At 44.2% G+C, this 26254-nt stretch carries 20 protein-coding genes; 13 read left to right on the forward strand and 7 right to left on the reverse strand.

All coding sequences use genetic code 11. The features are described 5' to 3' along the window. Positions 1-39 precede the first annotated feature (39 nt). Genes tamA through OCU56_RS01250 form a run of 4 tightly spaced genes read left to right on the forward strand, consistent with a single transcriptional unit; the run spans position 40 to position 6532 of the window. On the forward strand, positions 40-1764 hold the full coding sequence (tamA, locus tag OCU56_RS01235) for an autotransporter assembly complex protein TamA (RefSeq protein WP_261873783.1): 1725 nt from the start codon (positions 40-42) through the stop codon (positions 1762-1764). Further along, positions 1764-5603, forward strand: coding sequence for an autotransporter assembly complex protein TamB (tamB, locus tag OCU56_RS01240; protein ID WP_261873784.1), 3840 nt, complete (start codon positions 1764-1766; stop codon positions 5601-5603). The genes tamA and tamB overlap by 1 nt, the downstream gene beginning before the upstream one ends. Before the next feature lie 21 nt (positions 5604-5624). Next, positions 5625-5969 carry a gamma-glutamylcyclotransferase family protein gene (locus OCU56_RS01245; protein WP_261873785.1) on the forward strand — a complete coding sequence of 115 codons (345 nt, stop codon included), beginning with the start codon at positions 5625-5627 and terminating at the stop codon, positions 5967-5969. A gap of 47 nt (positions 5970-6016) precedes the next feature. Next, positions 6017-6532, forward strand: coding sequence for a lipocalin family protein (locus OCU56_RS01250; protein WP_261873786.1), 516 nt, complete (start codon positions 6017-6019; stop codon positions 6530-6532). Here the strand turns inward: OCU56_RS01250 and fbp are convergent. Continuing rightward, positions 6529-7545 (reverse strand): class 1 fructose-bisphosphatase, encoded by a 1017-nt coding sequence (gene fbp, locus OCU56_RS01255; protein WP_261873787.1) that lies wholly within the window; start codon positions 7543-7545, stop codon positions 6529-6531. The two genes, OCU56_RS01250 and fbp, sit on opposite strands and share 4 nt — an antisense overlap. A gap of 219 nt (positions 7546-7764) precedes the next feature. Between fbp and mpl the strand changes: the two genes are divergently transcribed. Both mpl and OCU56_RS01265 read left to right on the forward strand, forming a co-directional pair. Further along, positions 7765-9129, forward strand: coding sequence for a UDP-N-acetylmuramate:L-alanyl-gamma-D-glutamyl-meso-diaminopimelate ligase (gene mpl / locus OCU56_RS01260; RefSeq protein ID WP_261873788.1), 1365 nt, complete (start codon positions 7765-7767; stop codon positions 9127-9129). Next, positions 9120-9749: a flavin prenyltransferase UbiX gene (locus OCU56_RS01265; RefSeq protein ID WP_261873789.1), complete on the forward strand. Its 630-nt coding sequence runs from the start codon at positions 9120-9122 to the stop codon at positions 9747-9749. The genes mpl and OCU56_RS01265 overlap by 10 nt, the downstream gene beginning before the upstream one ends. Before the next feature lie 74 nt (positions 9750-9823). On the opposite strand, the gene OCU56_RS01270 is transcribed toward OCU56_RS01265, so the two are convergent. After that, positions 9824-11200 (reverse strand): PhoH family protein, encoded by a 1377-nt coding sequence (locus OCU56_RS01270; protein ID WP_261873790.1) that lies wholly within the window; start codon positions 11198-11200, stop codon positions 9824-9826. A 297-nt stretch (positions 11201-11497) separates the two neighbouring features. Between OCU56_RS01270 and rapA the strand changes: the two genes are divergently transcribed. From rapA to OCU56_RS01285, 3 genes are read left to right on the forward strand one after another with little or no spacing between them, the layout of a single operon-like run. After that, complete coding sequence (gene rapA / locus OCU56_RS01275; protein ID WP_261873791.1) at positions 11498-14404, forward strand: RNA polymerase-associated protein RapA; 2907 nt, start codon at positions 11498-11500, stop codon at positions 14402-14404. Positions 14405-14417: 13 nt separating this feature from the next. Beyond that, entirely contained in the window at positions 14418-15155 is a 738-nt protein-coding gene (locus tag OCU56_RS01280) for a pseudouridine synthase (protein WP_261873792.1), read from the forward strand. Between the two features lie 9 nt (positions 15156-15164). After that, entirely contained in the window at positions 15165-16133 is a 969-nt protein-coding gene (locus tag OCU56_RS01285; protein ID WP_261873793.1) for a D-2-hydroxyacid dehydrogenase, read from the forward strand. 145 nt (positions 16134-16278) lie between these two features. Here OCU56_RS01285 and OCU56_RS01290 read toward each other — a convergent pair whose 3' ends face one another. The 4 genes from OCU56_RS01290 to argR form a co-directional block, all read right to left on the reverse strand. Next, positions 16279-16716, reverse strand: coding sequence for a universal stress protein (locus tag OCU56_RS01290; RefSeq protein WP_261873794.1), 438 nt, complete (start codon positions 16714-16716; stop codon positions 16279-16281). 72 nt (positions 16717-16788) lie between these two features. Next, the gene (locus OCU56_RS01295) at positions 16789-19362 is read right to left on the reverse strand and encodes a TRAP transporter permease (protein ID WP_261873795.1); all 2574 of its coding nucleotides are present in this window, start codon (positions 19360-19362) and stop codon (positions 16789-16791) included. 244 nt (positions 19363-19606) lie between these two features. Further along, a complete protein-coding gene (locus tag OCU56_RS01300; protein WP_261873796.1) occupies positions 19607-20575 on the reverse strand; it encodes a TAXI family TRAP transporter solute-binding subunit in 969 nt (322 codons plus the stop codon). Between the two features lie 433 nt (positions 20576-21008). Beyond that, positions 21009-21479, reverse strand: a complete 471-nt coding sequence (gene argR, locus OCU56_RS01305) for a transcriptional regulator ArgR (protein WP_261873797.1) — start codon at positions 21477-21479, stop codon at positions 21009-21011. A gap of 297 nt (positions 21480-21776) precedes the next feature. Here argR and mdh point away from each other — a divergent pair, with 297 nt between their 5' ends. Further along, a complete protein-coding gene (mdh, locus tag OCU56_RS01310; RefSeq protein ID WP_261873798.1) occupies positions 21777-22712 on the forward strand; it encodes a malate dehydrogenase in 936 nt (311 codons plus the stop codon). 172 nt (positions 22713-22884) lie between these two features. On the opposite strand, the gene ispB is transcribed toward mdh, so the two are convergent. Beyond that, positions 22885-23856: an octaprenyl diphosphate synthase gene (ispB, locus tag OCU56_RS01315; RefSeq protein WP_261873799.1), complete on the reverse strand. Its 972-nt coding sequence runs from the start codon at positions 23854-23856 to the stop codon at positions 22885-22887. A 270-nt stretch (positions 23857-24126) separates the two neighbouring features. Here ispB and rplU point away from each other — a divergent pair, with 270 nt between their 5' ends. From rplU to cgtA, 3 genes are all read left to right on the forward strand, one after another. Then, complete coding sequence (gene rplU, locus OCU56_RS01320; protein ID WP_017029047.1) at positions 24127-24438, forward strand: 50S ribosomal protein L21; 312 nt, start codon at positions 24127-24129, stop codon at positions 24436-24438. Between the two features lie 19 nt (positions 24439-24457). Next, a complete protein-coding gene (rpmA, locus tag OCU56_RS01325; protein WP_017029046.1) occupies positions 24458-24715 on the forward strand; it encodes a 50S ribosomal protein L27 in 258 nt (85 codons plus the stop codon). A gap of 359 nt (positions 24716-25074) precedes the next feature. Continuing rightward, complete coding sequence (cgtA, locus tag OCU56_RS01330) at positions 25075-26241, forward strand: Obg family GTPase CgtA (RefSeq protein ID WP_261873800.1); 1167 nt, start codon at positions 25075-25077, stop codon at positions 26239-26241. The last annotated feature ends 13 nt before the right edge of the window (positions 26242-26254 follow it).

Below are 26254 nucleotides of genomic sequence, written 5' to 3' on the forward strand. Positions count from 1 at the left end.
CCTCTGTTTCGTGACAGGAAGTACAGTAGCAATTAAATAATGAATCAACGCGTAATACGGATATTTATCGCTTTTGTCCTTTTGGTGTTTAGCCAACTGAGTCAAGCTGAAGCTACTCTCAACGTTAATGGACTTTCTGGTAAGGTCGAAGATAACGTTGAAGCATACCTGTCGGCTATCCCCGAAGAAGAGTACTCAACCTCCCTTCGCTTCCAGTCTCGTATTGAAAGTAGCATTACTCAAGCGGTAAGAGCGTTAGGATATTATCACCCTAGCATTCACTTTACTGTGGATGAAGATGATCAAACGCTTAATGTCGATGTTGAGCTCGGAGAACCTGTGGTTATTGATACCATGGATATTGAGATTAGTGGTGAAGCAAAAGACGATCCTCAATTTCTCGGTTTGATTGAATCGAGCAAGTTAAAGCCCGGAGCGGTATTAAGTCATGGGGATTATGACGCGCTTAAATCGGGGTTGCGTAATCTTGCTTTGAAACGAGGCTACTTTGAGGGAGACTTCAGCGTTTCCCGTCTTGAAATTGCCCCTGAACTGAATAAAGCCTTTATACATCTGCATTACGCCAGTGGTATTCGATACCACTTTGGGCACACTCAAATATCGGGCTCTCAAATTGAACAAGACCGTGTCTATTCGCTGATTCCTTTTAAGCAAGGTGACCCTTACTCTGCGGGTAAAATTGGCCAACTAAATCAAAACTTATCCAGTACCTCATGGTTTTCAACTGTCTATGTTGAACCTGACTTGAGCGGCGTTGGGGAAGGTAATCGAGAGTTACCTATGACGATTCAACTGTCTCCTCAATCTCGTAACCAAGTGGATACGGGGATTGGTTATTCAACGGATGTGGGCGTTCGAGGCTCCCTCAGCTGGCGAAAGCCGTGGCTCAATGCCCAAGGGCACAGTTTTGATAGTAGCTTCTCTTTATCAAAGCCAGAACAACAAGTGGTCCTTGGTTATAAAATCCCCTTACAGGATGTGTTGCGTGAATATTATCGTATCCAATATGGTATGAAGTATTTGGATAACAATGATACAACCAGTTTAGAGTCGAGCTTAGGCCTAGAAAGGCACTGGCAACTAGATAGTGGATGGCATCGTACATTGTTTATTCGTTTGCTAAATGAAGATTTCACCCAAGGTGCTCAGGAAGATACTTTTACCATGTTATTGCCCGGTATTTCGTTTTCAAAAACACGTACCAGAGGCGGAGCAATGCCTACTTGGGGGGATAAGCAGTCAGTGACGCTTGAATATGGCGATCCGGCAGTGATTTCTGAAGCGCGCGTATTACGTGTGCTCGGTAGGACGACTTGGATCCGAAGTTACAATAGAAATCACCGTGGCATATTTTATATCGGGGGCGGGGCAAACTTTACGGAATCCGTGTTTGATTTGCCGCCATCTTTGCGTTTCTTTGCTGGTGGTGATAACAATTTACGTGGTTATAAATATGAGTCGATTTCCCCCAAAGACAGTAAAGACAAACTGACGGGCGCTAAGTATATGGCAACCACGAGCCTAGAGTACCAATATCGGGTGTATGGGAATTGGTGGTTGGCGACTTTTGTCGATTATGGTGATGCATGGAATGAAACGCCACAATGGAAAACCGGTACTGGTGTTGGGATTCGCTGGGCTTCACCTGTGGGGCCGGTAAGGCTCGACTTTGCCTTTGGTTTAGATGCTGAAGAGGGGACGGATAAGTTCCAACTTCACTTTGGTTTAGGTCCGGAGTTGTAATGAAGAAAGAACTACAACAGAGCAGTGAACAAGCACCACCGGAACCGGTAACCGCAAAAAAACGCCCCTTATGGCGTCGAATATTGTGGACAATTACCCACATATCATTGGGAGTAGTCGCTCTCATCGTATTGATATTACTCTTGCTTTGGGGATTGTTATTTACCAACCCAGGTTTAAATAGCATCTTGTGGAGCGCAGAGAAGGTGGTGCCAGAATTGACCGTTGACCGCACAGAAGGTGCGCTGTTAACGGATTTTCAGCTGTATGGCATTCATTATGATAACCCTGATCTCTCTGTAGCCTTAAAGGCCAAGAAATTACAGATGGATATCCAGCTGCGTTGTTTAGCTGAAGTTAGGCTTTGCGTTAAGACTTTGGGTATAGAAGGCGCTAATTTTTCTCTTGCACAATTGCCTGTTAGTGAAGAACCTGAGCAACCTAGCGAGCCTATTCGCAGTATCTCATTACCTTTTGGTATGGGTGTTAAAGTCGAGCAGCTATATTTAAATAACATCCATTTAGATGTGCTTGGAAATAAAGTCGCATGGCGAAAATTTGAAACGGGCGCAGAGATGCGTTTTGGTGCTGTTACTTTAAGTCCTACTCACTTTGATGGCGCCAGAATCAGTCTGGCAAAACCGTCTCCAGCCACAGAACCCCAGGTACAGAAAACACAAGTCGCCCCTAACAAGGTGAGCAGTAAAATTGTGTTGCCAGAAGTATGGATTCCGCTTAATGCGACCATTCAAGACATTACCGTTACCGATTTCAAATTAGCGGAACCTGCGGTGCAAATAGACCGAGTTCATTTAGTGGCTTCGGCCCAAGGTAACACGGTTAATATTGAACAATTTGATCTTGATACGCCAATGGCAAGCCTGAATTTAGATGGCGAAGCCGAGTTAAAGGGAGATTACCCATTAACGGTCAATATAAGTGGCAAAGTAAAACAAACCACTCTTGCAGGGCAAAGCCTCTCTCTAAATGCCAAGGGCAGTGTGGCCAATTTAGAGGTCAAAGCTGGGTTGAGAGATCTTATCGTTGCCGATATTGATGCTAAGTTGCAACCTTTAGAGCCGACCTTTCCTTTTGATGTTGATCTCAGCAACGCCAAGGCACAGTGGCCATTGCATGGTAATGCGGATTATAAAGCGCAAATTGACCGATTGCGTAGCAAAGGAACGCTTAACCAATACCTAGTTGAGCTACAGGCTGCAGCTCAAGGTAAGCAAATTCCAGATATTAAATTGGCGGTGAACGGTGCAGGGGATTTACAGCAAATCCAATTAAAACATATTGATGTGAAAACCTTAAATGGCGCAATTAAAGGGAGCGTATTGGCAAATTGGGCCAGCCCCATTAATTGGCAAGCTAAATTAAACTTAGATCATATCCAACCTGGCAGTTACTGGCCTCAAGCGGAAGGAGATATCAGTGGCAACTTAACCACCACAGGTCGGTTACCTGCAAGCGGAGGTTGGGAGGTTGAACTGCCACATATGGATATTGATGGCATTTTCCGCAACTATCCTCTTAACATTAATGGGGTATTGCAGGCGAAGGATGTGAGCGGGAAAGGTGATTTTCGCTTCAATACACCCGGTATCGTGCTTGCCCATGGGCAGAATAACATTCGAGTTTCGGGGAGTTTAGCTAAAAACTGGAACATAGACACTAAGCTCGATATTCCGGCGATTGATCATACCGTACCGGATGTAAGTGGTGCCGCAATTGGATTAATTAAAGTAAGAGGGGCGTTTGCTACGCCAGAAATCATCACGGATTTAACGGCAACGAAAATAGCTTGGCTTGACCAGTTGAGTATTGCGTCTATTTCCTTAAAAGGGGACGTGAATCCGTTACCTGCTCCACAAGGAAGTCTCGATCTAGTAGTGAAAGATGTGAATCATCTTGAGCAAAAAATAAAGAGCAGTGAGTTTAGCTTCAGTGGCTCAGAAAAAGATCATCGAGCATCATTTAACATCGACTCCGATATCGTGCAAGGCGGTCTTACAGTTACCGGTAGTTTACAAACTAAAAATGGGCTGAAATGGCAAGGATTGCTGAAAAATGCCAGTTTAACTACGGTGCAAGGTGAATGGCTTATCGATCATAGCCCTAAATTATCTTATGACGGCAACACACAAGAAGCCTTTGTAGAAGCACACTGCTGGTTGCAAGCCAATGCTAAGTTATGTCTCGATAAAGACGTTAAAGCGGGGCAATCAGGAGGGGAAGTGTTTGCTAGTATTCAGCATTTCGACTTTTCTCAAGTGGCTGCTTTGCTACCAAAAGATATTGTATTAGCGGGTCAGGTGGATGCTAACGTACGGGCTAAGTGGGCAAAAAATCAGTTACCTGAAATAGAAATGAAGGTGGGCTTACCTAAAGGCAGTGTCACTCAGCAATTGAGCCCTCCACTGGTGGTGGGATGGAACAGTGCCGATTTTAATGCCAGCCTGATTAAGGATGACTTGAAAGCGCATTGGGATATTGACCTCACGGATAATGGTGCTATGCACGGTAAGGTCAATCTCGACAAGGTATCACAACACAATAAACAAATTGATGCTCGTATTCAGTTGCAAAAAATCACCTTAGATATGTTGTCCCCATTATTTGGCGAGTTTAGCAAGGTAAATGCGGATATAAACTCCGATATACAGCTAAAAGGGCCCGTAGATAAACCACAGATATTTGGTGATTTTCGCATTGAAAATATGCTAGCTACCGGTGATGTCAGCCCCATAGAGGTTACCGGAGGACAAGTGATAGCTAAGTTCTCAGGGTACCAAGGGAACTTAGATGCGAAGGTGGCAACCCAAGAAGGGGATTTGCTGATGACGGGGGATGGTGATTGGCAACATATGGATAAGTGGCAAGCTAATCTTAATGTCACCGCCGACCAACTGTTAGTCGAAGTGCCACCTATGGTTAAGGCGAAAGTAGAACCCAATATTAAAATTGCAGTTACGCCAGGCTTAATTAATGTGCAAGGGGATGTACGTCTACCTTGGGGAAGAATTACCGTTGAAGAACTTCCTCCTTCGGCTATTTCCGTCTCTTCCGATGAAGTGATTGTTGATAAAAATCTGCAACCGTTAGAGAAAAGCTCTAAGTTCCCATTCAAGATACAAACCGACATAAAAGTGATCATTGGTAATGATTTCTTGTTAAGTGCTTTTGGTTTGAAAGGCGGTCTTGTGGGTGAGATTAATGTATCGCAAAAGAATAATGCTCCGTTTATTCTTGGCGAGGTCAATATCGTAGACGGTAAATACCGCTCCTTTGGACAAGATTTGCTTATTGAAGAGGGTAAAGTACAGTTTAATGGCCCTGCAGACTTACCCTATCTATCCATTAAAGCCATTCGTAACCCGGATAATACCGAGGATGATGTTATTGCGGGTATTAAGGTGACCGGTCCTGCCGATGAACCTAATATCGAAGTGTTCTCTGAACCGTCGATGCCACAGGCAAATGCACTATCTTATATATTAAGAGGGCAGGATATCGACAGTGACTCAGGGGGCAATGCCATGACCACCGCATTAATTGGCCTGAGTTTGGCGAAAAGTGGCCGAGTTGTGGGTGAGATTGGTGAAGCGTTTGGCGTTAGTGATTTGCAATTAGATACCGCAGGAAGTGGTGATGATTCACAGGTAACGGTCAGTGGGTACATTTTACCTGGCTTGCAAGTGAAGTATGGCGTAGGCATCTTTGAGTCAATTGGTGAATTTACCTTCCGCTATCGTTTAATGAAAGATCTCTATCTAGAATTAGTATCAGGAACAGATAGCGCAGTTGATTTGTTGTACCAGTTTGAGTTTGATTAATGACAGGGAGAAGGTATAGGTATGCAGCATTTGGTTTTTGTTTATGGCTCATTAAGGAAAAATGAGGTGAATCATTACTTTTTACAAAAGAGTGAGTTATTAGGCCTGTTTGAAACGCAACCGCAATATGCTTTATACGATTTTGGCACAGTACCCGGTCTTGTTGATGGTCATAGTGCCATCGTAGGTGAGGTGTATAGGATCACCGACAGCGTATTGGCACAATTGGATGCATTTGAAGATGTGCCTATTGAATATAAAAGAGAAACAATAGAGACCACCTTTGGTGAAGCATGGATCTATATTTATCAGGGAACGGAGCCAGGTAAAGCCATAGAATCGGGTGATTGGAATCTGAGAAATTAATTGTAATCAGTCGGGTACAACATTAACCATAAGACAAGGATGTGTTTATGAAGTGGATGATCACTGTGTTGAGTTGCGCTGTGCTTATGGGCTGTGTGACGAAACCGCAACAGGTGAACCCTGTACAAAATTTTCAATTACAGCGTTATTTGGGGCAGTGGTATGAAATAGCTCGTTTAGATCACTCTTTTGAGCGCGGCATGACTCAGGTAACGGCTGAGTATTCGATGCGAGAGGATGGTGGAGTACGAGTGTTAAACCGTGGCTACAATAGGCAAAGTCAACAATGGAGTGATGCTGAAGGAAAAGCTTACTTCGTCAAATCAGAGGATTTAGGTTTTCTAAAAGTCTCTTTCTTTGGGCCTTTTTACGGTTCATACATAGTATTTGAGCTGGAAAAAGACAACTATGATTATGCGTTTGTCTCCGGACCGGATCACTCTTATCTATGGTTGTTATCTAGAACGCCTCACGTTAGTGATGAGTTAAAGCAGAAATTTAAAAGCCAAGCTGGTGAGCTTGGCTTTAATATCAATAACCTAATCTGGGTTGAGCAAGATTAGTATTGGTGTTTATTTTGCTCAATGAAACCATGCAAGGTTTCAATCATTGCATTTGAACCGACAAAAAATGGCACACGTTGGTGTAATTCTGTTGGTTTGATTTCCATGATGCGTTTTTCGCCATCTGTGGCAGTACCGCCCGCTTGCTCCATCAAGAATGCAATAGGGTTGCATTCGTAAAGAAGACGCAATTTACCTGATGGGTAAGTGCGAGTGCTTGGGTAAAGGAAGATACCGCCCATTAGCAAGTTTCTGTGAAAGTCAGATACAAGAGAGCCAATGTAGCGAGACGTGTATGGACGGTTCGTTGATGTATCTTCTTCTTGGCAGTACTTAATGTATTTTTTCACGCCAAGTGGGAATTTAACGTAGTTACCTTCGTTGATAGAGTAAACTCTACCTTCATTAGGAATCGTCATATTCTCATGAGATAAACAGAATACACCGATAGAAGGATCGTATGTAAAGCCGTGAACACCTGCACCTGTAGTGTAAACTAACATAGTAGATGAGCCGTAGATAACATAGCCAGATGCTACCTGCTCAGTCCCAGGTTGTAGGTAATCTTCTTTTTGAGTTGGCGAACCAACTGGAGAGATACGACGGTAGATAGAGAAAATAGTACCTACAGAAACGTTCACATCAATGTTGCTTGAGCCATCAAGAGGGTCCATTAGTACAACATATTTCGCGTTTTGGTTGCGAGCATTTGTAAAAGACACTTCTTCGTCTTCTTCTTCACTAGCAATACCACATACTTGGTCGCGAGCTTCTAATGCACTTTTAAAAGTATCATTAGCTAGCACATCAAGTTTTTGCTGTGCTTCACCTTGAATATTTTCAACACCAGCTGCACCCGCAATATCAACTAAGCCAGCTTTGTTGATTTCACGGTGAACAATCTTAGCCGCAAGACTAATAGAAGAGAGTAATGATGATAATTCACCACTAGCCGCAGGGAAGTCATTTTGCTTCTCTACGATAAATTCACCTAACGTTCTTAAATTGGACATGGGGGATTCCGTTTAATTGTATGACAAGTTCTTTTTTTAGCCAAATATACAGCACAAACCACATTATCGCACGTAAACTTGCGGATCTATTTCACAGTTTTCTGACTTTCATCACTGGGATTGCTATGGGCTCGAATCCATAATCTAGTTAAGATTAAATTATACAGGTCTACCTAAGTATTTATAGATAGGCTTACTGCTGAAAATAATAGGAACATTATGCATATTCATATACTGGGTATTTGTGGCACCTTCATGGGTGGCGCAGCAGTACTAGCAAAGCAACTTGGGCACAAAGTCACCGGAAGTGATGCCAATGTTTATCCTCCTATGAGCACTCTGCTTGAGTCGGAAGGTGTGGATATCATTCAAGGCTACGATCCTAAGCAGTTGGAGCCTCGCCCCGACTTGGTTGTTATTGGTAATGCAATGAGTCGTGGTAACCCTTGCGTCGAATATGTATTGGATAACAATCTACGTTACACCTCAGGGCCACAATGGCTACAAGAGTTCTTACTTCATGATCGTTGGGTGCTGGCTGTTGCAGGGACTCATGGGAAAACGACCACCGCGAGTATGGTGTCGTGGATATTAGAGGCATGTGATTATAAGCCAGGGTTTTTAGTAGGAGGCGTACTAGGCAACTTTGGACAGTCAGCGCGCTTAGGCGAAAGTATGTTCTTTGTGGTTGAAGCCGATGAATACGACAGTGCCTTTTTTGATAAACGCTCTAAGTTCGTACACTATCATCCTCGCACACTGGTGATGAATAACCTTGAGTTTGATCATGCTGATATTTTTGATGACCTAGAGGCGATAAAGCGTCAGTTTCATCATTTAGTTAGAACCGTTCCGGGTAATGGCCGCATTTTTTCTCCGTCGGATGACGAAGCATTAAATGATGTGCTAGCGCGTGGTTGTTGGAGTGAAACAGAGTTTTCTCACAAAGATTGGCAGGCGAAAAAGCAGCAAGTGGATGGCAGTCATTTTGATGTTTATTTTGCTCAGCAAAAAGTGGGTGAAGTGAAATGGGATTTAGTCGGTGATCACAATGTGAATAATGCTCTCATGGCGATTGCAGCAGCACGTCATGTTGGTGTTGTGCCTGATCTAGCCTGTGAGGCACTAGGGCGCTTTATTAATACTAAGCGTCGTCTTGAGTTGAAAGGGGAAGTGGGGGGGGTTGCTATTTATGATGACTTTGCCCACCACCCAACCGCGATTGAACTGACTTTAGGAGGTTTGCGTAATAAAGTCGGTAAGCAAAGAATATTGGCAGTATTAGAACCAAGATCAAGCACCATGAAAATGGGGGTTCATAAAGAAACTCTAGCGGCCTCTTTAGCGGTGGCAGATAAAGTCTATCTTTATCAGCCGGATAATATAGATTGGTCAGTGGATGATGTTGCTCAGCAATGTTGTCAAGAGACGTTCACTGCAACATCAGTAGATGACATTGTGAAAACTCTGGTGAAAGAGTCTCGTACTGGTGATCAAATACTCATCATGAGTAATGGCGGTTTTGCAGGCATCCATAATAAACTTTTACAAGCACTACAGGCAGCAGAGAAAATATGCAGCTAAATCCGCGACAAAAAAGCATTACCTTAGCTATGACGGGAGCATCGGGTGCTCCCTATGGTTTGGCACTACTAAAAAAGCTGTTAGAGGCGCAATACCAAGTGTATTTCTTAGTGTCTTCGGCGGCCAGAGTCGTACTGGCCACAGAGCATAACCTTAAACTGCCTAGTGGACCGGATGCGATAAAACGTGCGTTAGTGGAGCATTTAGGTTGTGATGATTCACAGCTGGTGGTATGTGGAAAAGAGGACTGGTTCTCTCCTGTGGCTTCAGGATCGGCTGCACCTAAGCAGATGGTTGTTTGTCCTTGCTCGGCGGGAAGCTTGGCTTCCATCGCTCATGGTATTTCAGATAACCTTATTGAGCGCGCAGCGGATGTGGTCCTCAAAGAGCGTGGGCAGTTGATTTTGGTGGTGCGTGAAACGCCATTTTCCACATTACACTTAGAAAACATGCTTAAATTGTCAAAAATGGGTGCTACGATCATGCCCGCCGCACCGGGCTTTTATCATCAGCCACAATCTATTGAGGACTTGGTTGACTTTATGGTAGCGAGAGTACTTGACCATATAGGGGTCAAACAAAGTTTAGTACAACCTTGGGGCTATGATAGGCGTCAGTAGGGTTGAGTCGATGCACAACGCCAACGTACAGGCTGGCGTTGTGACTTTCATGAATTGTGACTCAATATACCTACTTACAAATTTTCTTCTGCAAACTCAGCTAAGCGACTGCGTACGACACCATTTAAGTGCACATTTGCAGAGCCTTCAAAGTGTTTAAAGCGTTCGACCATATAAGTGAGTCCAGATGTCACCGGGGTTAAATAAGGTGAATCTATCTGCGCCAAATTACCGGAGCAAACGATTTTAGTACCTTCACCGCATCGAGTGATGATGGTCTTTATTTGTGACGCGGTGAGGTTTTGACACTCATCAAGCAATACAAATGCATTTTGTATGGAGCGACCCCGCATAAAATTGATGGATTTGAACTGAATATTGGCTTTATCACAGATATAGCGCAATGAACCTTCGGTACAGTGATCATTTTTATGTAGTGCTTCTAACGTATCGGTGACCGCAGCAAGCCAAGGGAGCATTTTCTCTTCTTCATTGCCGGGTAAAAAGCCGATGGACTCACCAATATCTGGTGTGTTACGTGTGACGATGATTTTATCAAACATGTTCATTTCTACGGACTGCTCTAGGGCGGCAGCCATTGCCAGCAAGGTCTTGCCACTTCCTGCCGCACCAGTAAGAATAACCAGGTCAATATCGGGGTCCATTAGTGCATCCATCGCCATCCCCTGATAAATATTCTTCGGTTTGATATCCCAAGCGCGGCGATTCATCATCTTGTCTCGACTTAAATCTTTTAAGGTAACGGATTCAGAATTTAAGTCAGAGACTCTAGCGGCAAAGTCGCTATCAGAATCAAGGATGTATTGGTTTATGTAGGCTTGCTCAAGGTGAGATTGATGGATTAAATGGTGCGCTTTTCCCGCCAGAGCGATGGAGTTTACCTCACTAATGGTATCCCAAAATGTTCCCTCATATTGAACGAAGCCTTTGGTGAGATACTGAACATCATCAATGAGTTGATCGGTACGATAGTCCTCAACATGGCGAACTCCGGCTCCTTTTGCCCGTAAGCGCATATTGATGTCTTTCGTTACTAACACTACCTCTCGAGGTGAGCGCTTATTTTGTAGATGGATGACGGCATTTAAAATCCGGTTATCCCCCGCTTTGTCAGCAAAGGCTTTAACGGTTTCCTGTAGCTCAAAGTCAGCCAAAATGGATAAAGTTCCCGTCGAATGAGAGTCATTGTTAAAGCGTATTCCTTCTGATATTTGATCTGGGGTCGCTTCACGAAAAATATCCTCTAAGGTCCGAATCGCCACACGGGCATCACGAGCCACATCGCGCTTGCTGTCTTTGATTCTATCGAGCTCCTCTAATACGGTCATAGGAATGACCACGTCGTGTTCGTGAAAGGAAAAAATAGCGTGAGGTTCGTGCAGTAGGATATTGGTGTCGAGTACAAAAATCTTGCGTTCGCTATCACTCATAAGCGTCTCCTTTGCTTATTTGATACGTGTATCCAAGCGATCTCAAAACTCAGCATGTCCGCTGACGAAGAGAGTTCCATTGGAAATTGATAACCCCTTCTATTTTGAGTCTAGTTTGATTTCAATTGTTTGACAGTTTGATTGCACAATTTATACCAAGCAAAAGTAAGGTTTTACGTGCTCAAAATCGGTCAATGTACTATTATTACGCCCTTTTTCTCATCGGAAACTTAGCCAAGTTTGCGCGGTTTTCTTCTACTATTGTTAGAGTCAAATTTACAAAAGGGTTTTAGCTTAATGGCATTTGCGATTGGTCAACGTTGGATTAGTGATACAGAAAGTGATTTAGGACTGGGAACGATAGTGGCTATCGACACGCGAACAGTTACCGTAATGTTTGCCGCCTCGGAAGAAGAGCGACTGTATGCCATTAACGATGCACCAATTACACGTGTGACCTTTGCGGTGGGAGATACCATCGAAGCCCATGAGGGCTGGTCTCTTCTGGTGAGTGAAGTGATCGAAGACAAAGGGGTGCTTTGCTACCTTGGTACCCGTGAAGATACCGGGGAGCAGGGCGTTGAATTGCGTGAAATATTCTTAAGCCACCAGATTCGTTTCAATAAACCGCAAGATAAGTTGTTCACCGGTCAAATTGACCGTATGGATAATTTTGTGTTGCGCTACCAAGCATTGAACAATCAATACCAGCAGCATAAAAGCGCACTAAGAGGATTAACGGGAATGAGAGCGGGATTAATTCCGCATCAGTTGTTTATTGCCCAAGAAGTAGGGCGTCGATATGCGCCACGCGTTTTACTTGCCGATGAGGTTGGCTTAGGTAAAACCATTGAGGCTGGCATGATCATTCACCAGCAAGTGTTAGCCGGTCGCGCAGAGCGAATTCTGATTGTTGTTCCCGAAACATTAACCCACCAATGGCTGGTGGAGATGATGCGTCGTTTTAACCTGCACTTTTCTGTCTTTGATGAAGAACGCTGCGTTGAAGCGTATGCGGATGCGGCGAACCCATTTGATACCCAGCAGTTGGTGCTCTGTTCTTTAGACTTCTTAAAAAATAGCCCTAAGCGTCATCAGCAAGTGTTAGACGCAGATTGGGATTTATTGGTTGTCGATGAAGCACACCACCTTGAGTGGAGTGTGGATGCCCCTAGCGCGCAATATCAAGCCATTGAATCGCTGGCTGAAAAAATACCGGCCGTTTTGTTGTTAACCGCAACACCAGAGCAACTCGGGCGTGAAAGTCACTTTGCGCGACTTCGTTTGCTCGATTCAGATCGTTTTTACGATTACCAAAGCTTTGTTGACGAAGAAGAAAATTACGCTCCAGTTGCCGATGCTGTCAGCCAGTTACTATCTGGAAACACCCTGTCAAACGAAGGCAAAAACCAAATTACAGAGCTGCTATCTGAGCAGGATGTTGAGCCTATGTTTAAGGCGATTGCAGATACTGCGCATCCAGAACAACAAGCTATCGCCAGACAAGAGCTGATTGATAATTTAATGGATCGTCATGGCACGGGTCGAGTGCTGTTTAGAAATACTCGTGCAGCGATTAAAGGGTTCCCTAAGCGTCGCGTGCATCTATTGCCGATGCCGTTACCGGAGCAATATGCTCGAGCCATTAAAGTATCTAAGATGTTTAATGTGGATCTTTCTTTGGAAAAACAAGCGGGCATCATGCTTTATCCTGAAGAGGTATTCCAAGAGCTAGGTGATACCGGTGCCTGGTGGAACTTTGATAGCCGTGTGGATTGGCTGATTGAGAAGGTGAAAGAAAAGCGCGCTGAAAAGATTTTGGTGATTGCCTCTCGTGCTACAACCGCATTGCAACTTGAGCAAGCATTACGTGAGCGAGAAGGTATTCGCGCTACGGTATTCCATGAAGGTATGTCCATTATCGAACGAGATAAAGCCGCCGCATACTTTGCTCAAGATGAAGGGGGTGCACAAGTACTGATTTGTTCTGAAATCGGCTCTGAAGGACGCAATTTTCAGTTTGCGAATCAGCTCGTGATGTTTGATCTGCCATTTAACCCGGATCTCCTTGAGCAACGTATTGGCCGTTTAGATCGCATTGGGCAAAACTCAGACATTGATATTTTTGTGCCGTATTTAGAAGGCAGCTCCCAAAGCGTGCTGGCTCATTGGTATGATGAAGGGTTGAATGCGTTTGCTGAAACCTGTCCTACCGGCCGTACTGTGTATGAGAAATTCTCTTACGAATTAACGGAAATGATCGCCACAGGCGATAGCTCCGAGTTAGCTAATGTGATCGCTCAATCGGCTAAAATTAACCAGCAATTAAAACAAGATTTAGAGCAGGGGCGCGACCGACTGTTAGAGATGCACTCTAATGGCGGCGAACGAGCACAGCAATTAGTGCAGCAAATTTCGGCCAAAGATAACGATACACAGTTTATCAGCTTCGCACTTAGCCTATTTGATTGCATTGGATTAAACCAAGACGACAAAGGTGAAAATGCGTTAGTGGTGACCCCATCCGAACATATGCTAGTACCGAGTTATCCTGGGCTTCCTTATGATGGAGCCACCATCACCTTTTCCCGTGATACCGCCTTATCTCGTGAAGATATGAACTTTATGTCTTGGGAGCACCCAATGATCCAAGGTGGTATTGACTTATTGCTGAGTGAAGGTGTTGGGGCATCTGCTGTATCTCTATTGAAGAACAAAGCATTGCCGGTTGGCACTATGCTTTTAGAGTTAATTTACTTAGTGGATGCGCAAGCGCCTAAGCGTAGCGGTATTGCTCGTTTCTTGCCACAGACGCCTATTCGTCTAATGTTAGATGGCAAGGGTAATGATCTTTCTGAGCAAGTCGAGTTTGATAGCTTCAACCGCCAGTTAAGCCCAATTAATCGTCACATGGCAAGTAAATTGGTCACTTCGGTTCAAGGGCAAGTACAAGCTCTGATTGCCGCGGGAGATGAGAAAATCCTACCCAAACATGAATTAGTTAAGCAGCAAGCTAAAGCTGAAATGGAAGCCAGTTTAAGTGCCGAGCTAGAGCGATTATTGGCGTTGAAGGCGGTGAACCCGAACATTCGAGATGAAGAAGTACAAGCCATTGAATTGCAAATAAAGGAATTGGACGGTTTTATCTCGCAAGCACAAATCCAATTGGATTCATTGCGTCTGATTATTGTTTCTCACAATTAGAGTGGAATAAACTATGGCCATGATTGAGTACCATCCCCCAACGGATCCTTGGATAGATATTGTCTATCAAGATGAGCATATACTAGTGGCAAATAAGCCTGCTGGGTTATTGTCCGTTCCAGGACGAGAAGCGAAGCATTATGATAGCTTGTGGAGCCGGCTGGTGGCTGAGTATTCTGATATCCAAGTGGTACACCGCTTGGATATGGCCACCTCTGGTTTAATGCTATTTGCCCTGACCAAAGAGGCCGAGCGCCATTTAAAGAAGCAATTTCAGTATCGTTTGACGCATAAGGTGTATTACGCACGGGTGTGGGGACAGTTAGAAGAAAAAGAAGGGATTGTTGATTTACCCCTTATTTGTGATTGGCCCAACAGACCAAGACAGAAGGTGTGTACTCAGGACGGAAAACCGTCACGTACTGACTATCAAAAAGTGCAACAAGAAGAGAAAACTTGTGTGGTGCGCTTATTGCCTATCACTGGCCGCTCCCATCAACTGCGTGTGCATATGAGTGAGATGGGACATGCGATTGTCGGTGACGAGTTCTATGCACAAGGGGAAGCTCAGGCCTACTCTGACCGTTTACAGTTACACTCTACCGAACTGAGCTTTTATCATCCAAAAGACAACCAATTAGTGAGCATGTTTGTGCAATGTGATTTTTACCCACAGGCGAAGCCTTTGGTGTTGGAACTTTACTCGGCACAGAGTACATTACCAGACTATAAAACCTTACCTAAGCATTAAGGATGACAGATGCCCGAGTCGTTACCAAAGGTCGTTTTTTTAGATAAAGCGACTATTCCATCGCATATCCAATTTCGAACATTGAACTTCCCTCATCAATGGTTGGAGTTCGATTATACCTCTGCAGAGCAAATCGATGCCCGCTTGCAAGGGGCGAGCATAGTGATCAGCAATAAGGTGGTGTTGAGTGCTGAAACTTTAGCTAAGCACCCTTCAATTCGATTAATTGCGGTATCGGCCACTGGAACCAACAATGTTGATTTGAGCTACTGCCGTGAAAATAGTATCTCGGTTTGTAATATTCAAGGCTACGCTACCCGCTCTGTTCCTGAGCATGCTATCGGTATGATCTTTGCTCTGAAACGAAATCTGTTTGCTTATCATCAAGACATTGCGAACGGTGTTTGGCAGAAAAATAAACAGTTTTGCTTCTTTACGCACCCCATCACTGATGTGGCAGGTTCAACCATTGCTGTGTTCGGTAGTGGGAACTTAGGCCAAGGGGTCGCTTCTCTCTCGCAAGCGTTAGGAATGCAGGTTATCTTTGCTGAGCGCAAAGGTATTAACGAAGCGCGTGAAGGGTATGTTACTTTTAAAGAGGCTTTGCAACGTGCGGATATTGTCACGCTACATTGCCCACTTACAGAGCAGACAACGAACCTGATTGCTCGTGAAGAGTTGGCCATGATGAAGCCTAGTGCCATTGTGATCAATACAGGGCGAGGTGGCTTAGTTAATGAAGCGGATTTGATTGATGCACTTAAAGCGGGCACGATTGCTGGGGCTGGATTTGATGTGTTCACCCAAGAACCTGCAGATGAGTCAAACCCACTGCTAGCTAACATGTCATTACCTAACTTATTGTTAACGCCTCATGTGGCATGGGGAAGCGATTCTGCTTTGCAGAGTTTAGTGGACATCCTGCTCGATAACATAGATAACTTTATGGCAGGAACCCCATCAAATACCGTGGTTTAAACTTGGTCTGTTCTTAACAAAAAATGGGCGCCATAAAGGCGCCCATTTTTTAATGTAGAACAACTACTGATCAAAAATAGCGCCTTGTTCTCAAGTGTTTTTCCTGCGCTATTTCTGACCACTTAATTACTGTGATTGATATGACTTACCCTTGGGGTTTAATGACCAATACATTAACAGGGGAATGCTGTACTACTTTACTGGCCACTGAACCGAGCACAACATTATCAATTCGAGAACGCTTGTGGCTTGGCATTACGATGAGATCAGCACCGAGCTTTTCGGCATAATCAATAATCGTAGTGTATGGCTTTCCTTCAGCAATGTGTACGTGATAAACCAGTTCAGGATCGATAAGTTTATCTGCAAAACTTCTCAGCTGAGCCTCCACATCCTTCTTCATATCTTGTACGGCATCTTGAGGAAAATAAGTCGCCACCATGGACATATGTATCCCTGGTAGTACGTTCAGAAGATGCAGTTGAGCATTACTGTTTTTGGCATGCCAAACGGCCGCCTTTAATGCTTTATCACTGAATCCTTTTTCATTTAGGTCAACGGGGACCAAGATCTGTTTGTACATGGAAAGTGCTCTTGATTGTTAGTCTTACTATTGCCCCATAGTGCTGTCTATGGGGCATTGAGCCAAATCAAACTATGCGACGATAGACTCTCTAGCCAAACGTCGTTTTTGATTTAGCCCCATTAATATCACTAGGATCAGTGCTGGAACGAAAACCCACTCTTTCATTGGGCGTTCAGCTTTTTGAATGATATGTTTTATTTGCCAGTCAAAGTCAATGCCAGCCGCTTCTGCTGGGCTACCAAATTCCACCATATCAATGAAAACCTGTTGCTCATTGTGCGTTAACATCAAACCCATCGATGAAATACGATCCGCAGCCGTAGTTGCATCATCTTCAAACGGTAAGCGCACGGTTTTACTCATAAACTTACCTTCTAAGTTCTCGCCTTCCACGCGCATTTCCAGAGGTTGCCCAATAGGCATAGCTTGCACGACATTGGCGATCTCTGATGCTGGGACTTCGATCTTCGCTGGATACACTTGATCCCACCAAAATCCGGGGCGGAAGAATGTGAAGGTAAGTAGTAGTAATGCGATCGTTTCCCACCATTTGTTTTTAGTGAACCACCAACCTTGTGTCGCCGCAGAGAAAAGCAACATGGCGGCAGTGGCCGAAAGTATGGTGAGCAACAAGTGCCACCAACTGTCGATTCCCATCATTAGAAGTTGAGTATTAAACACAAACATAAAGGGTAAAATGGCAGTACGTATATCGTAGGTGAAGCCTTGGATACCTGTACGAATAGGGTCTGATTTAGCGATTGCAGCCGCTGCGAATGCGGCAAGACCGACAGGGGGGGTGTCATCGGCAAGAATACCGAAATAGAACACAAATAAATGCACCGCTATAAGAGGAATGATCAGTCCGTGAGCTGCGCCTAAGGTGACGATCACTGGTGCCATTAGGGTGGAAACAACAATATAGTTTGCTGTGGTGGGGAGTCCCATTCCCAGTATAAGACTGATGATGGCGGTGAACAGCAACATCATGATCACGCTACCGCCGGAAATAAATTCAACAAAGTCCGTCATGACCAGACCAATGCCGGTCAGTGTGACGACTCCGACGACAGTGCCTGCCGCCGCTGTTGCGACACCGATGCCTATCATGTTTCGCGCCCCTGAAACTAGGGCTTGTAATAGATCATTAACCCCTAATTTAAAGGCGGCAATGGCGCTGTTCTCTTTATTAAATAATGCCATAAGCGGACGTTGTGTCAGCAAAATAAACATCATAAATACGGTTGCCCAAAATGCCGATAGACCAGGGGAGAACCTTTCTACGGTAAGACACCATACTAAGACAACAATTGGCAATAAGAAGTGTAATCCTGACTTAACAGTAGCACCTACCTCTGGTATTTCAGTGAGATCAGGATCCATCTCGGCGTATTCTTGGTAGCGAGATGAGATACGTACTAAAGCCACATAACATAATAATAGAGCCACGGTCACTATAGGTGTGGCAGCTGCGCCAAATACATCTTTAGTCCAACCGATACCGTAATAAACAATGGCACTGATCACACATAGACCCACAATGGTGCCGACGAAGGAGGTAAGGCTTTGTAGTTTCGTTGGTGTATAGCGACGTGGTAAGCCTTGCATACCCGCTTTACAGGCCTCTAGATGCACAATATAAATCAGAGCAATATAAGAAATGAGTGCCGGAAGTAGAGCCGCTTTTATCACTTCTACATAAGAAATACCGACATATTCAACCATTAAAAATGCGGCCGCACCCATAATTGGTGGGGTGAGCTGACCGTTGGTTGAAGCGGCAACTTCTACTGCGCCTGCTTTGGTGCCAGGGAAGCCAACTCGCTTCATTAATGGGATGGTGAATGTTCCTGTCGTGACGACGTTAGCAATCGAAGAGCCGGATACTAAACCGGATAAGCCAGAGGCAACCACTGCGGCCTTAGCCGGCCCGCCACGCATATGACCAAGCAATGAGAAAGCGACTTTTATAAAGTATGCACCTGCGCCTGCGCGCTCAAGCATAGCGCCAAACAAAACAAACAAAAAAACAAAAGAGGTCGACACGCCAATGGCGACACCAAATACCCCTTCGGTAGTCAGCCACAAGTGGGACATAGCTTTATTTAAGCTAGCGCCTTTGTGGGCAATGACATCGGGCATGTGTGGGCCAGCAAAGGTGTAAGTAAGAAAGACTGCCGCCACTACCATTAATGGTGGACCCAATGCACGGCGTGTTGCTTCCAATAGCAAGATCATTCCGGTCACCGCGGCCACAATATCCAAGGACGTTGGAGCGCCGGAGCGTTCGGCGAGCTGAGTATAGAAAAGATAAATATAGCCGGCAGCCAAGCTACCTAGTAAAGCTAAAGCCCAATCTGCAGCAGGGATACGGTCTCTAGGGGAGCCTTTCAGCGCAGGGTAGGCGGTAAACGCGAGAAAAATAGCAAATGAGAGATGAATAGAGCGAGCTTCGGTATCGTTTAAAATAGCGAAGTTAAATATAAAGGGCAGTGGCGATGCATACCAAAGCTGGAATAGCGACCAACACAGGGGCACAAACCATAGAATTCGCCCAGCCATACCGGAAGGGTTTCGCGCTCCAGTATCGGCTTCAGCGACGATATCTTGCGCTTCTTTAGAGGGGGTTGTTGATTGTGTCATTAGTGTGTCCTAATTCTGTTGACGCGAAGGCTGGACTGGCGTGTACCTTTGAGGTACTCAATAACCGTAGACCAAGCCAAAATACTAGCCAATAATTAAAAATAGAGAGAGTGTTGCCAAATGGTGGCAAACGAGAAACCCCATTAGGGATGGGGCATTGACTAGTAAACATGTAGGGTTAGTTACCCTTTGTCTGTAGTTGATAATGTAAGGAGGCCTATGTGACCTCCTTATCTTTTCAGTGCTACTTAATTAGACCAACTTCTCTGTAGTATTTCTCAGCACCTGGGTGCAAAGGAATAGAGATGCCGTCTTTAACCATGTTCTCTTTCTTTAGGTTAGCAAAAGCAGGGTGCAGGCGTTTGAATGTGTCGAAGTTTTCAAATACCGCTTTCGCAACGGTGTAAGCCACTTCATCGGAAACATCCGTGGTTGTGACCATCGTTGCCGCAACACCAAAACTATTCACATCTTTATCCGTACCGCGATACATACCAGCAGGTACAGTACTGAATGCGTAGTAAGGATTATCCGCTACGATTTTATCGATTTTAGGACCTGTAGCGGGTACTAACTTGGCATTACAGGATGTCGTTGCTTCTTTGATAGAACCATTTGGATGACCCACCATATAGATGAAGGCGTCAATCTTGTTGTCACAAAGTGCTTGCGAACGCTCAGAGCCTTTAAGCTCAGAAGCGAGTTTAAAGCTATCGTTAGTCCAACCCATTGCATCCATTACCACGCCCATAGTTGCGCGGTCACCTGAGCCAGGGTTACCGATATTCACACGTTTTCCGACAAGGTCAGTCACATTGTTAATACCAGAATCTTCACGAGCAATAATGTTAAAAGGTTCTGTATGAAGGGAGAATACTGCGCGAAGTTTTTTGTAAGGACCTTGTTCTGAAAATTTGCTGGTTCCGTTATAGCCATGGAACTGCCAGTCAGATTGTACGATACCAAAGTCCAGTTCCCCAGAGCGCATGGTGTTGACGTTGTAGATTGAACCACCTGTGGATTCAACGGAACAACGAACATTGTGGTCATTACGATCTTTATTAACTAATTTACAGATAGCGCCACCGGTAGGGTAGTACACCCCTGTCACCGAGCCAGTACCTATAGTGATGAACTCCTGAGCTGAAACAACGCTTGCACCTACAACAGCAGCAGTAATTACACCGAGTTTAATTACCTTTTTAAATGCCATGATGTTTTCTTCCTTATGTCCATGATCATACCAGCAGTCTTTTTTATTCTGCTGAGGTTTCCTGTATGGAAACGGCATCTTTTCCAACTGAGGTCGCTTTAAGCTTGCGATGGATGTTATTAAATTGTTTTAACACTATCTAAGGCGTCTATTTTATGGCCATAAAAATGGTTAAAAAAACATCACATCAACTTAGGGCTGAGTCGGAAAAGTGGCTGCATCATAGCAAATAATGGCCAGAAATAGAGTGAGTTTGAGCGAGAGAAATAAGAAATTGAGCGCATATGCAATTAATTTCATTAAATTTTCGGATATAATTGCTTTTAAAACAGCAGTTTACTGTAATTTTGTGGGGTTTTGTATTATTTAAAGAAACTGTGAGTGGTATCACAGCCTAAGAGGATAGACTGTGAGTTAACTGTAGGCGTTTGCGTTATCCTGCGTATTCAAAAAGTTCACAAACAGAGTCGAAAAGTTGTTTTGTTGTAATGTCTAATGTTGGGGTAATGAAAATCGTATCGTCCCCAGCCACCACACCTAAAATCCCTTCAGATTTACCTAATGAGTCGAGTAGGCGGGCAATTAATTGTGCCCCTGCAGGACCTGTATGTATAACGACTAAGGCGTTGTTGTAATCGATATCTAAAACTAATTCTCGTAACGAACTTGATACAGTAGGAACGCCCAGCTCAGCCGGTAGACAGTACACCATCTCCATTTTTGCATTGCGGGTACGAACAGCACCAAACTTGGTCAGCATTCTAGAGACTTTGGATTGGTTTATATTTTCAAACCCTTCTAATTTTAGTGCCTCTACTATTTCACTCTGTGAGCCGAAACTTTCTTGTTTCAAAAGGGATTTAAACTCACGGACCAGGCGATCTTGTTTTTCGTTGTTTCGCATTAGTTGTTCCAAATATTATTAATTCTATTTTCCCGAAGATAAATGTCTTCTTGCAATGCAGTGTCTCATATAACTGAGATATACCCAAGTAAAGGGAATAAGCACTTTATTAAAAGGAGGGGTAGGTCGTATGTTATTTAGCGTGCTCGTTTTTGCATATCATTATCTCACTTTTATGAGTGAGAGAGGTCGCAAAGACGGAGTTGCGCATTTGTAAAGGTAAAGTAAATATTATAGTTTCGTGTGTATATAAAAAGGCAAATAATTATTACATTTATTTTACCCAAGGAGAACACAATGAAAGTAGCTGTTATTGGAGCTGCTGGTGGTATTGGACAAGCACTAGCCTCACTATTAAAAAATAACCTTCCAGCTGGTTCAGACCTAGCGCTTTATGACATTGCACCTGTAACTCCTGGAGTTGCGGCCGATCTCAGCCACATACCTACACCTGTCTCTGTAGTGGGTTTTTCTGGCGAAGATCCTAGCGCTGCTCTCGAGGGCGCTGATGTAGTATTAATTTCGGCTGGTGTTGCTCGCAAACCGGGTATGGATAGAGCGGATCTATTTAATGTAAATGCAGGGATCGTTAAGTCTTTAGCCGAGAAAATAGCCGTTGTTTGTCCAAAAGCCTGTGTAGGTATTATAACCAACCCTGTCAATACAACAGTAGCGATAGCGGCGGATGTGCTTAAAAAAGCGGGTGTTTATGACAAACGTCGCTTATTTGGTGTCACTACTCTCGATGTTATTCGCTCAGAGACCTTTGTGGGTGAATTAAAAGGTATCGATCCTACGGAACTCGACGTGCCAGTCATTGGTGGTCATTCAGGTGTGACTATCTTGCCTTTGCTTTCTCAAGTGAAAGGGGTTGAGTTTACCAGTGAAGAGATCGCCTCTCTTACGACTCGTATTCAAAATGCAGGTACGGAAGTGGTGGAAGCGAAAGCGGGTGGCGGTAGCGCTACATTGTCTATGGGGCAGGCTGCTTGCCGTTTTGGGCTCTCTTTAGTACGTGCATTACAAGGTGAATCAAACGTTGTTGAATGCGCCTATGTAGAAGGTCGTGGTGAGCATACGCGTTTCTTTGCGCAACCTATTCTACTCGGAAAAGAAGGTGTTGAAGAGGTGCTGGATTATGGTGTGTTAAGTGAGTTTGAACGAGCAGCACTCGATGGCATGCTAGAAACATTAGTGGATGATATTGTCATAGGTGAAGAGTTCGCAAAATAAGCGAGTGGCAATGTAATCGGAAGGGCATTTAGTCTCATCATAAAAAACGGATCATAGTGATCCGTTTTTTTTATAATAGAAACTCATGTTTCTCGAAAGTACCCAAAGTAGTAAAAAGCGTCGTAACGAGTAAATTCAACGGCGAACTACGATGGGTATTGTCGTGTATAGATTACTTATTACGTTTTACCGCTAGATGAGCTATCGCCTGTAGTGCTTCTTTTTCAGCTGAGTCTGGTAAGAGTGCTAAGGCGTTAATGGCTTTGTCGGCTTCTTGGTTGGCGATTTTAATCGTGTATTCCAATGCGCCAGTTTGATGCATAGTGGCAAGAATATCGTCTAAGCTGTCCATACCATTGGCTTTTTCAATAGCATCAACAATCATGGCTCGTTGCGCTTCTGAGCCATGCTGCATCGCGTATAATAAGGGGAGTGTAGGTTTACCTTCTGCAAGGTCATCTCCTACGTTTTTACCCATCTCTTTGCCGTCAGCGGTGTAATCGAGTACATCATCAATTAATTGAAATGCAGTTCCTAGATGGCGACCGTAGGTTTGCATGGCGGTTTCTAGTGCAGGATCGGCATTGGCTATAATCGCTGAAATTTGTGATGCAGACTCAAACAAACGTGCTGTTTTTGAATAAATAACCTGCATGTAGCTTTCTTCGGTTGTGGAAGCGTCATTACAGTTCATTAATTGCTGTACTTCACCTTCGGCAATGACATTTACCGCTTCACTCATTAGCTCTAAGATCCTTAAAGATCCTAGGCTAGTCATCATTTGAAAAGAGCGAGTGTAAATATAATCCCCAACGAGCACGCTCGCAGCATTGCCAAAAGCCGCATTAGCCGTTTCTTTGCCACGTCGCATATCAGATTCATCGACGACATCGTCATGCAGCAAGGTTGCTGTATGAATAAACTCAATGAAGGCAGCCGCTGTGATGTGCTTGTCACCTTGATAGCCTAAAGCACGGGCCGATAGCAGGGTGATAAGAGGCCGTAGACGCTTTCCACCACCACTGACAATGTAACAGCCCAACTGGTTGATTAGAGCCACGTCAGAGTTCAATTGAGCGTGGATTGTTTGGTCTACCTTTTTCATGTCGTTGGCGGTGAGAGCCTGAATAGCGCTAAAGTCCATGTTACTTCCGGTTCTGAGTCGCTACAAAAAGGTAGCTAATATGATAATGAGTTTCGAATTTTACACTAAAAAACGTTGCTAAATACACCTGTAAAAGGCATCATTCTCTCACTTTTATGTGGCGATTATCTTTTCGCCAATTTTTTTAAAATATGGCTTGTTTTATGTGATGCGTTCACGTAGAATCTGCGCCCTATTGATGAATTAGTTAGCGCACACCCAAACTGCTTAAAATAAGTTAAAGGCTGTGCGGAAAAAGCGGAGTAAAATATGTACGCTGTTTTCCAATCTGGTGGTAAACAACACCGTGTAAGCGAAGGCCAAACTCTTCGTTTAGAGAAATTGGACGTTGAAACTGGTGCAACTGTTGAGTTTGACTCAGTTCTTATGATCGCTAACGGTGAAGAAATCACTGTTGGTGCACCTCTTGTTGAAGGTGGCAAAGTTGTAGCTGAAGTGGTTAAGCACGGTCGTGGCGATAAAGTAAAAATCGTTAAATTCCGTCGTCGTAAGCACTCTCGTAAGCAACAAGGTCATCGTCAGTGGTTCACTGAAGTGAAGATCACTGGCATCAACGCTTAAGTTATAGGAGAGTTTAACAATGGCACACAAAAAAGCTGGCGGTTCTACTCGTAACGGTCGCGATTCAGAAAGCAAACGTCTTGGCGTTAAGCGTTTTGGTGGCGAATCAGTTCTAGCGGGTAACATCATCGTTCGTCAACGTGGTACTAAATTCCACGCTGGTAACAACGTTGGTATCGGTAAAGACCACACTCTTTTCGCTCTTACTGAAGGTAAAGTGAAATTTGAAGTTAAAGGTCCTAAGAACCGTAAATTCGTTAGCATCGATTCTGAGTAATTACTACTTAGTTTCAAGCTGAATTCAAAAGCCCTGCCGATTCGGCGGGGTTTTTTATTTATGGGATACTAGGTTTCTTAGTTCTAGGTCCTAGGTGATACCCTAGGGCCTATAGCCCAGAATCCCAGATCCTGTTTAGAGTTATACCAATCACACTAAGTAAGTGATCAGAAATAGCGCAGGAAAAATGCTCGAAAACAAGGGGGAATTTTTCGATAAGTAGTTATTCTACAATCAAAAATTCTAACGCAGTTATCGAGTATTTTAACAAGCTAGAATGACCCGTAATTTAGTACGATTGGTATTCGATCTGCTAAAGTAGATCCTAGCGGGACATTCGCCCCAATGCGGAGTGAGAAATGAAATTCGTAGATGAAGCAACAGTTAAAGTAGAAGCAGGCGATGGCGGTAACGGTATCGTAAGTTTCTGGCGTGAAAAATTTATTACTAAAGGTGGCCCAGACGGCGGCGACGGCGGTGATGGCGGTGATATTTACCTTGAAGCCGATGAAAACCTAAATACTCTTATTGATTATCGCTTTCAGCGTTTTTATGCTGCAGATCGTGGTGAAAATGGCCGTGGTGGTAACTGTACTGGTAAACGCGGTAAGGATCTTACTCTTAAGGTTCCTGTGGGTACTCGTTCAGTAGATATTCATACCAACGAAGTTGTCGGTGAAGTTGCAGAGCATGGCAAAAGAGTGATGATCGCTAAAGGCGGTTGGCACGGCTTAGGCAATACTCGCTTTAAATCATCGGTTAACCGTGCACCTCGTCAAAAAACAATGGGTACGAAAGGTGAAGTGCGTGAACTTCGCTTAGAGCTATTGTTGTTAGCTGATGTGGGTATGTTGGGTTTACCTAATGCGGGTAAATCTACCTTTATTCGTTCAGTGTCTGCTGCAAAACCAAAAGTGGCTGATTACCCTTTTACGACACTTATTCCAAGCTTAGGCGTAGTGAGTGTGGTTCCGGAAAAGAGCTTTGTGGTGGCGGATATTCCAGGGCTTATTGAAGGCGCAGCTGATGGCGCAGGTCTTGGTATTCGTTTCTTGAAGCACTTGGAACGTTGTCGCGTACTGTTACACATGATCGATATTATGCCCGTGGATGAAAGCGATCCTGTACAAAATGCACTAACGATCATTGATGAGTTAGAGCAGTACAGTGAGAAACTCGCAGGCAAACCTCGCTGGTTAGTATTTAATAAAGTGGATCTTATGCCAGAAGATCAAGCCAATGAAGTGATCCAAGAGATCCTTGATGCGCTTGGTTGGGAAGAGCAGTACTTCAAGATCTCTGCGATCAATAAGCAAGGCACCAAAGAGCTATGTTATAAACTGGCTGACTTTATGGAAAGCTTACCTCGTGAAGCAGAAGAGGTTGCCGAAGAAGATAAAGTTGACTTCATGTGGGATGACTACCATAAAGACGCAATGTCAGGTAGCAATGTGATCACTGAAGACGACGATGATGACTGGGATGACGAAGAAGATGACGGCCATGTTATTTATGTACGCGACTAGTCTTCGCTAGACA

It is taken from the genome of Vibrio rarus, from assembly GCF_024347075.1.
Lineage (GTDB): Bacteria > Pseudomonadota > Gammaproteobacteria > Enterobacterales > Vibrionaceae > Vibrio > Vibrio rarus.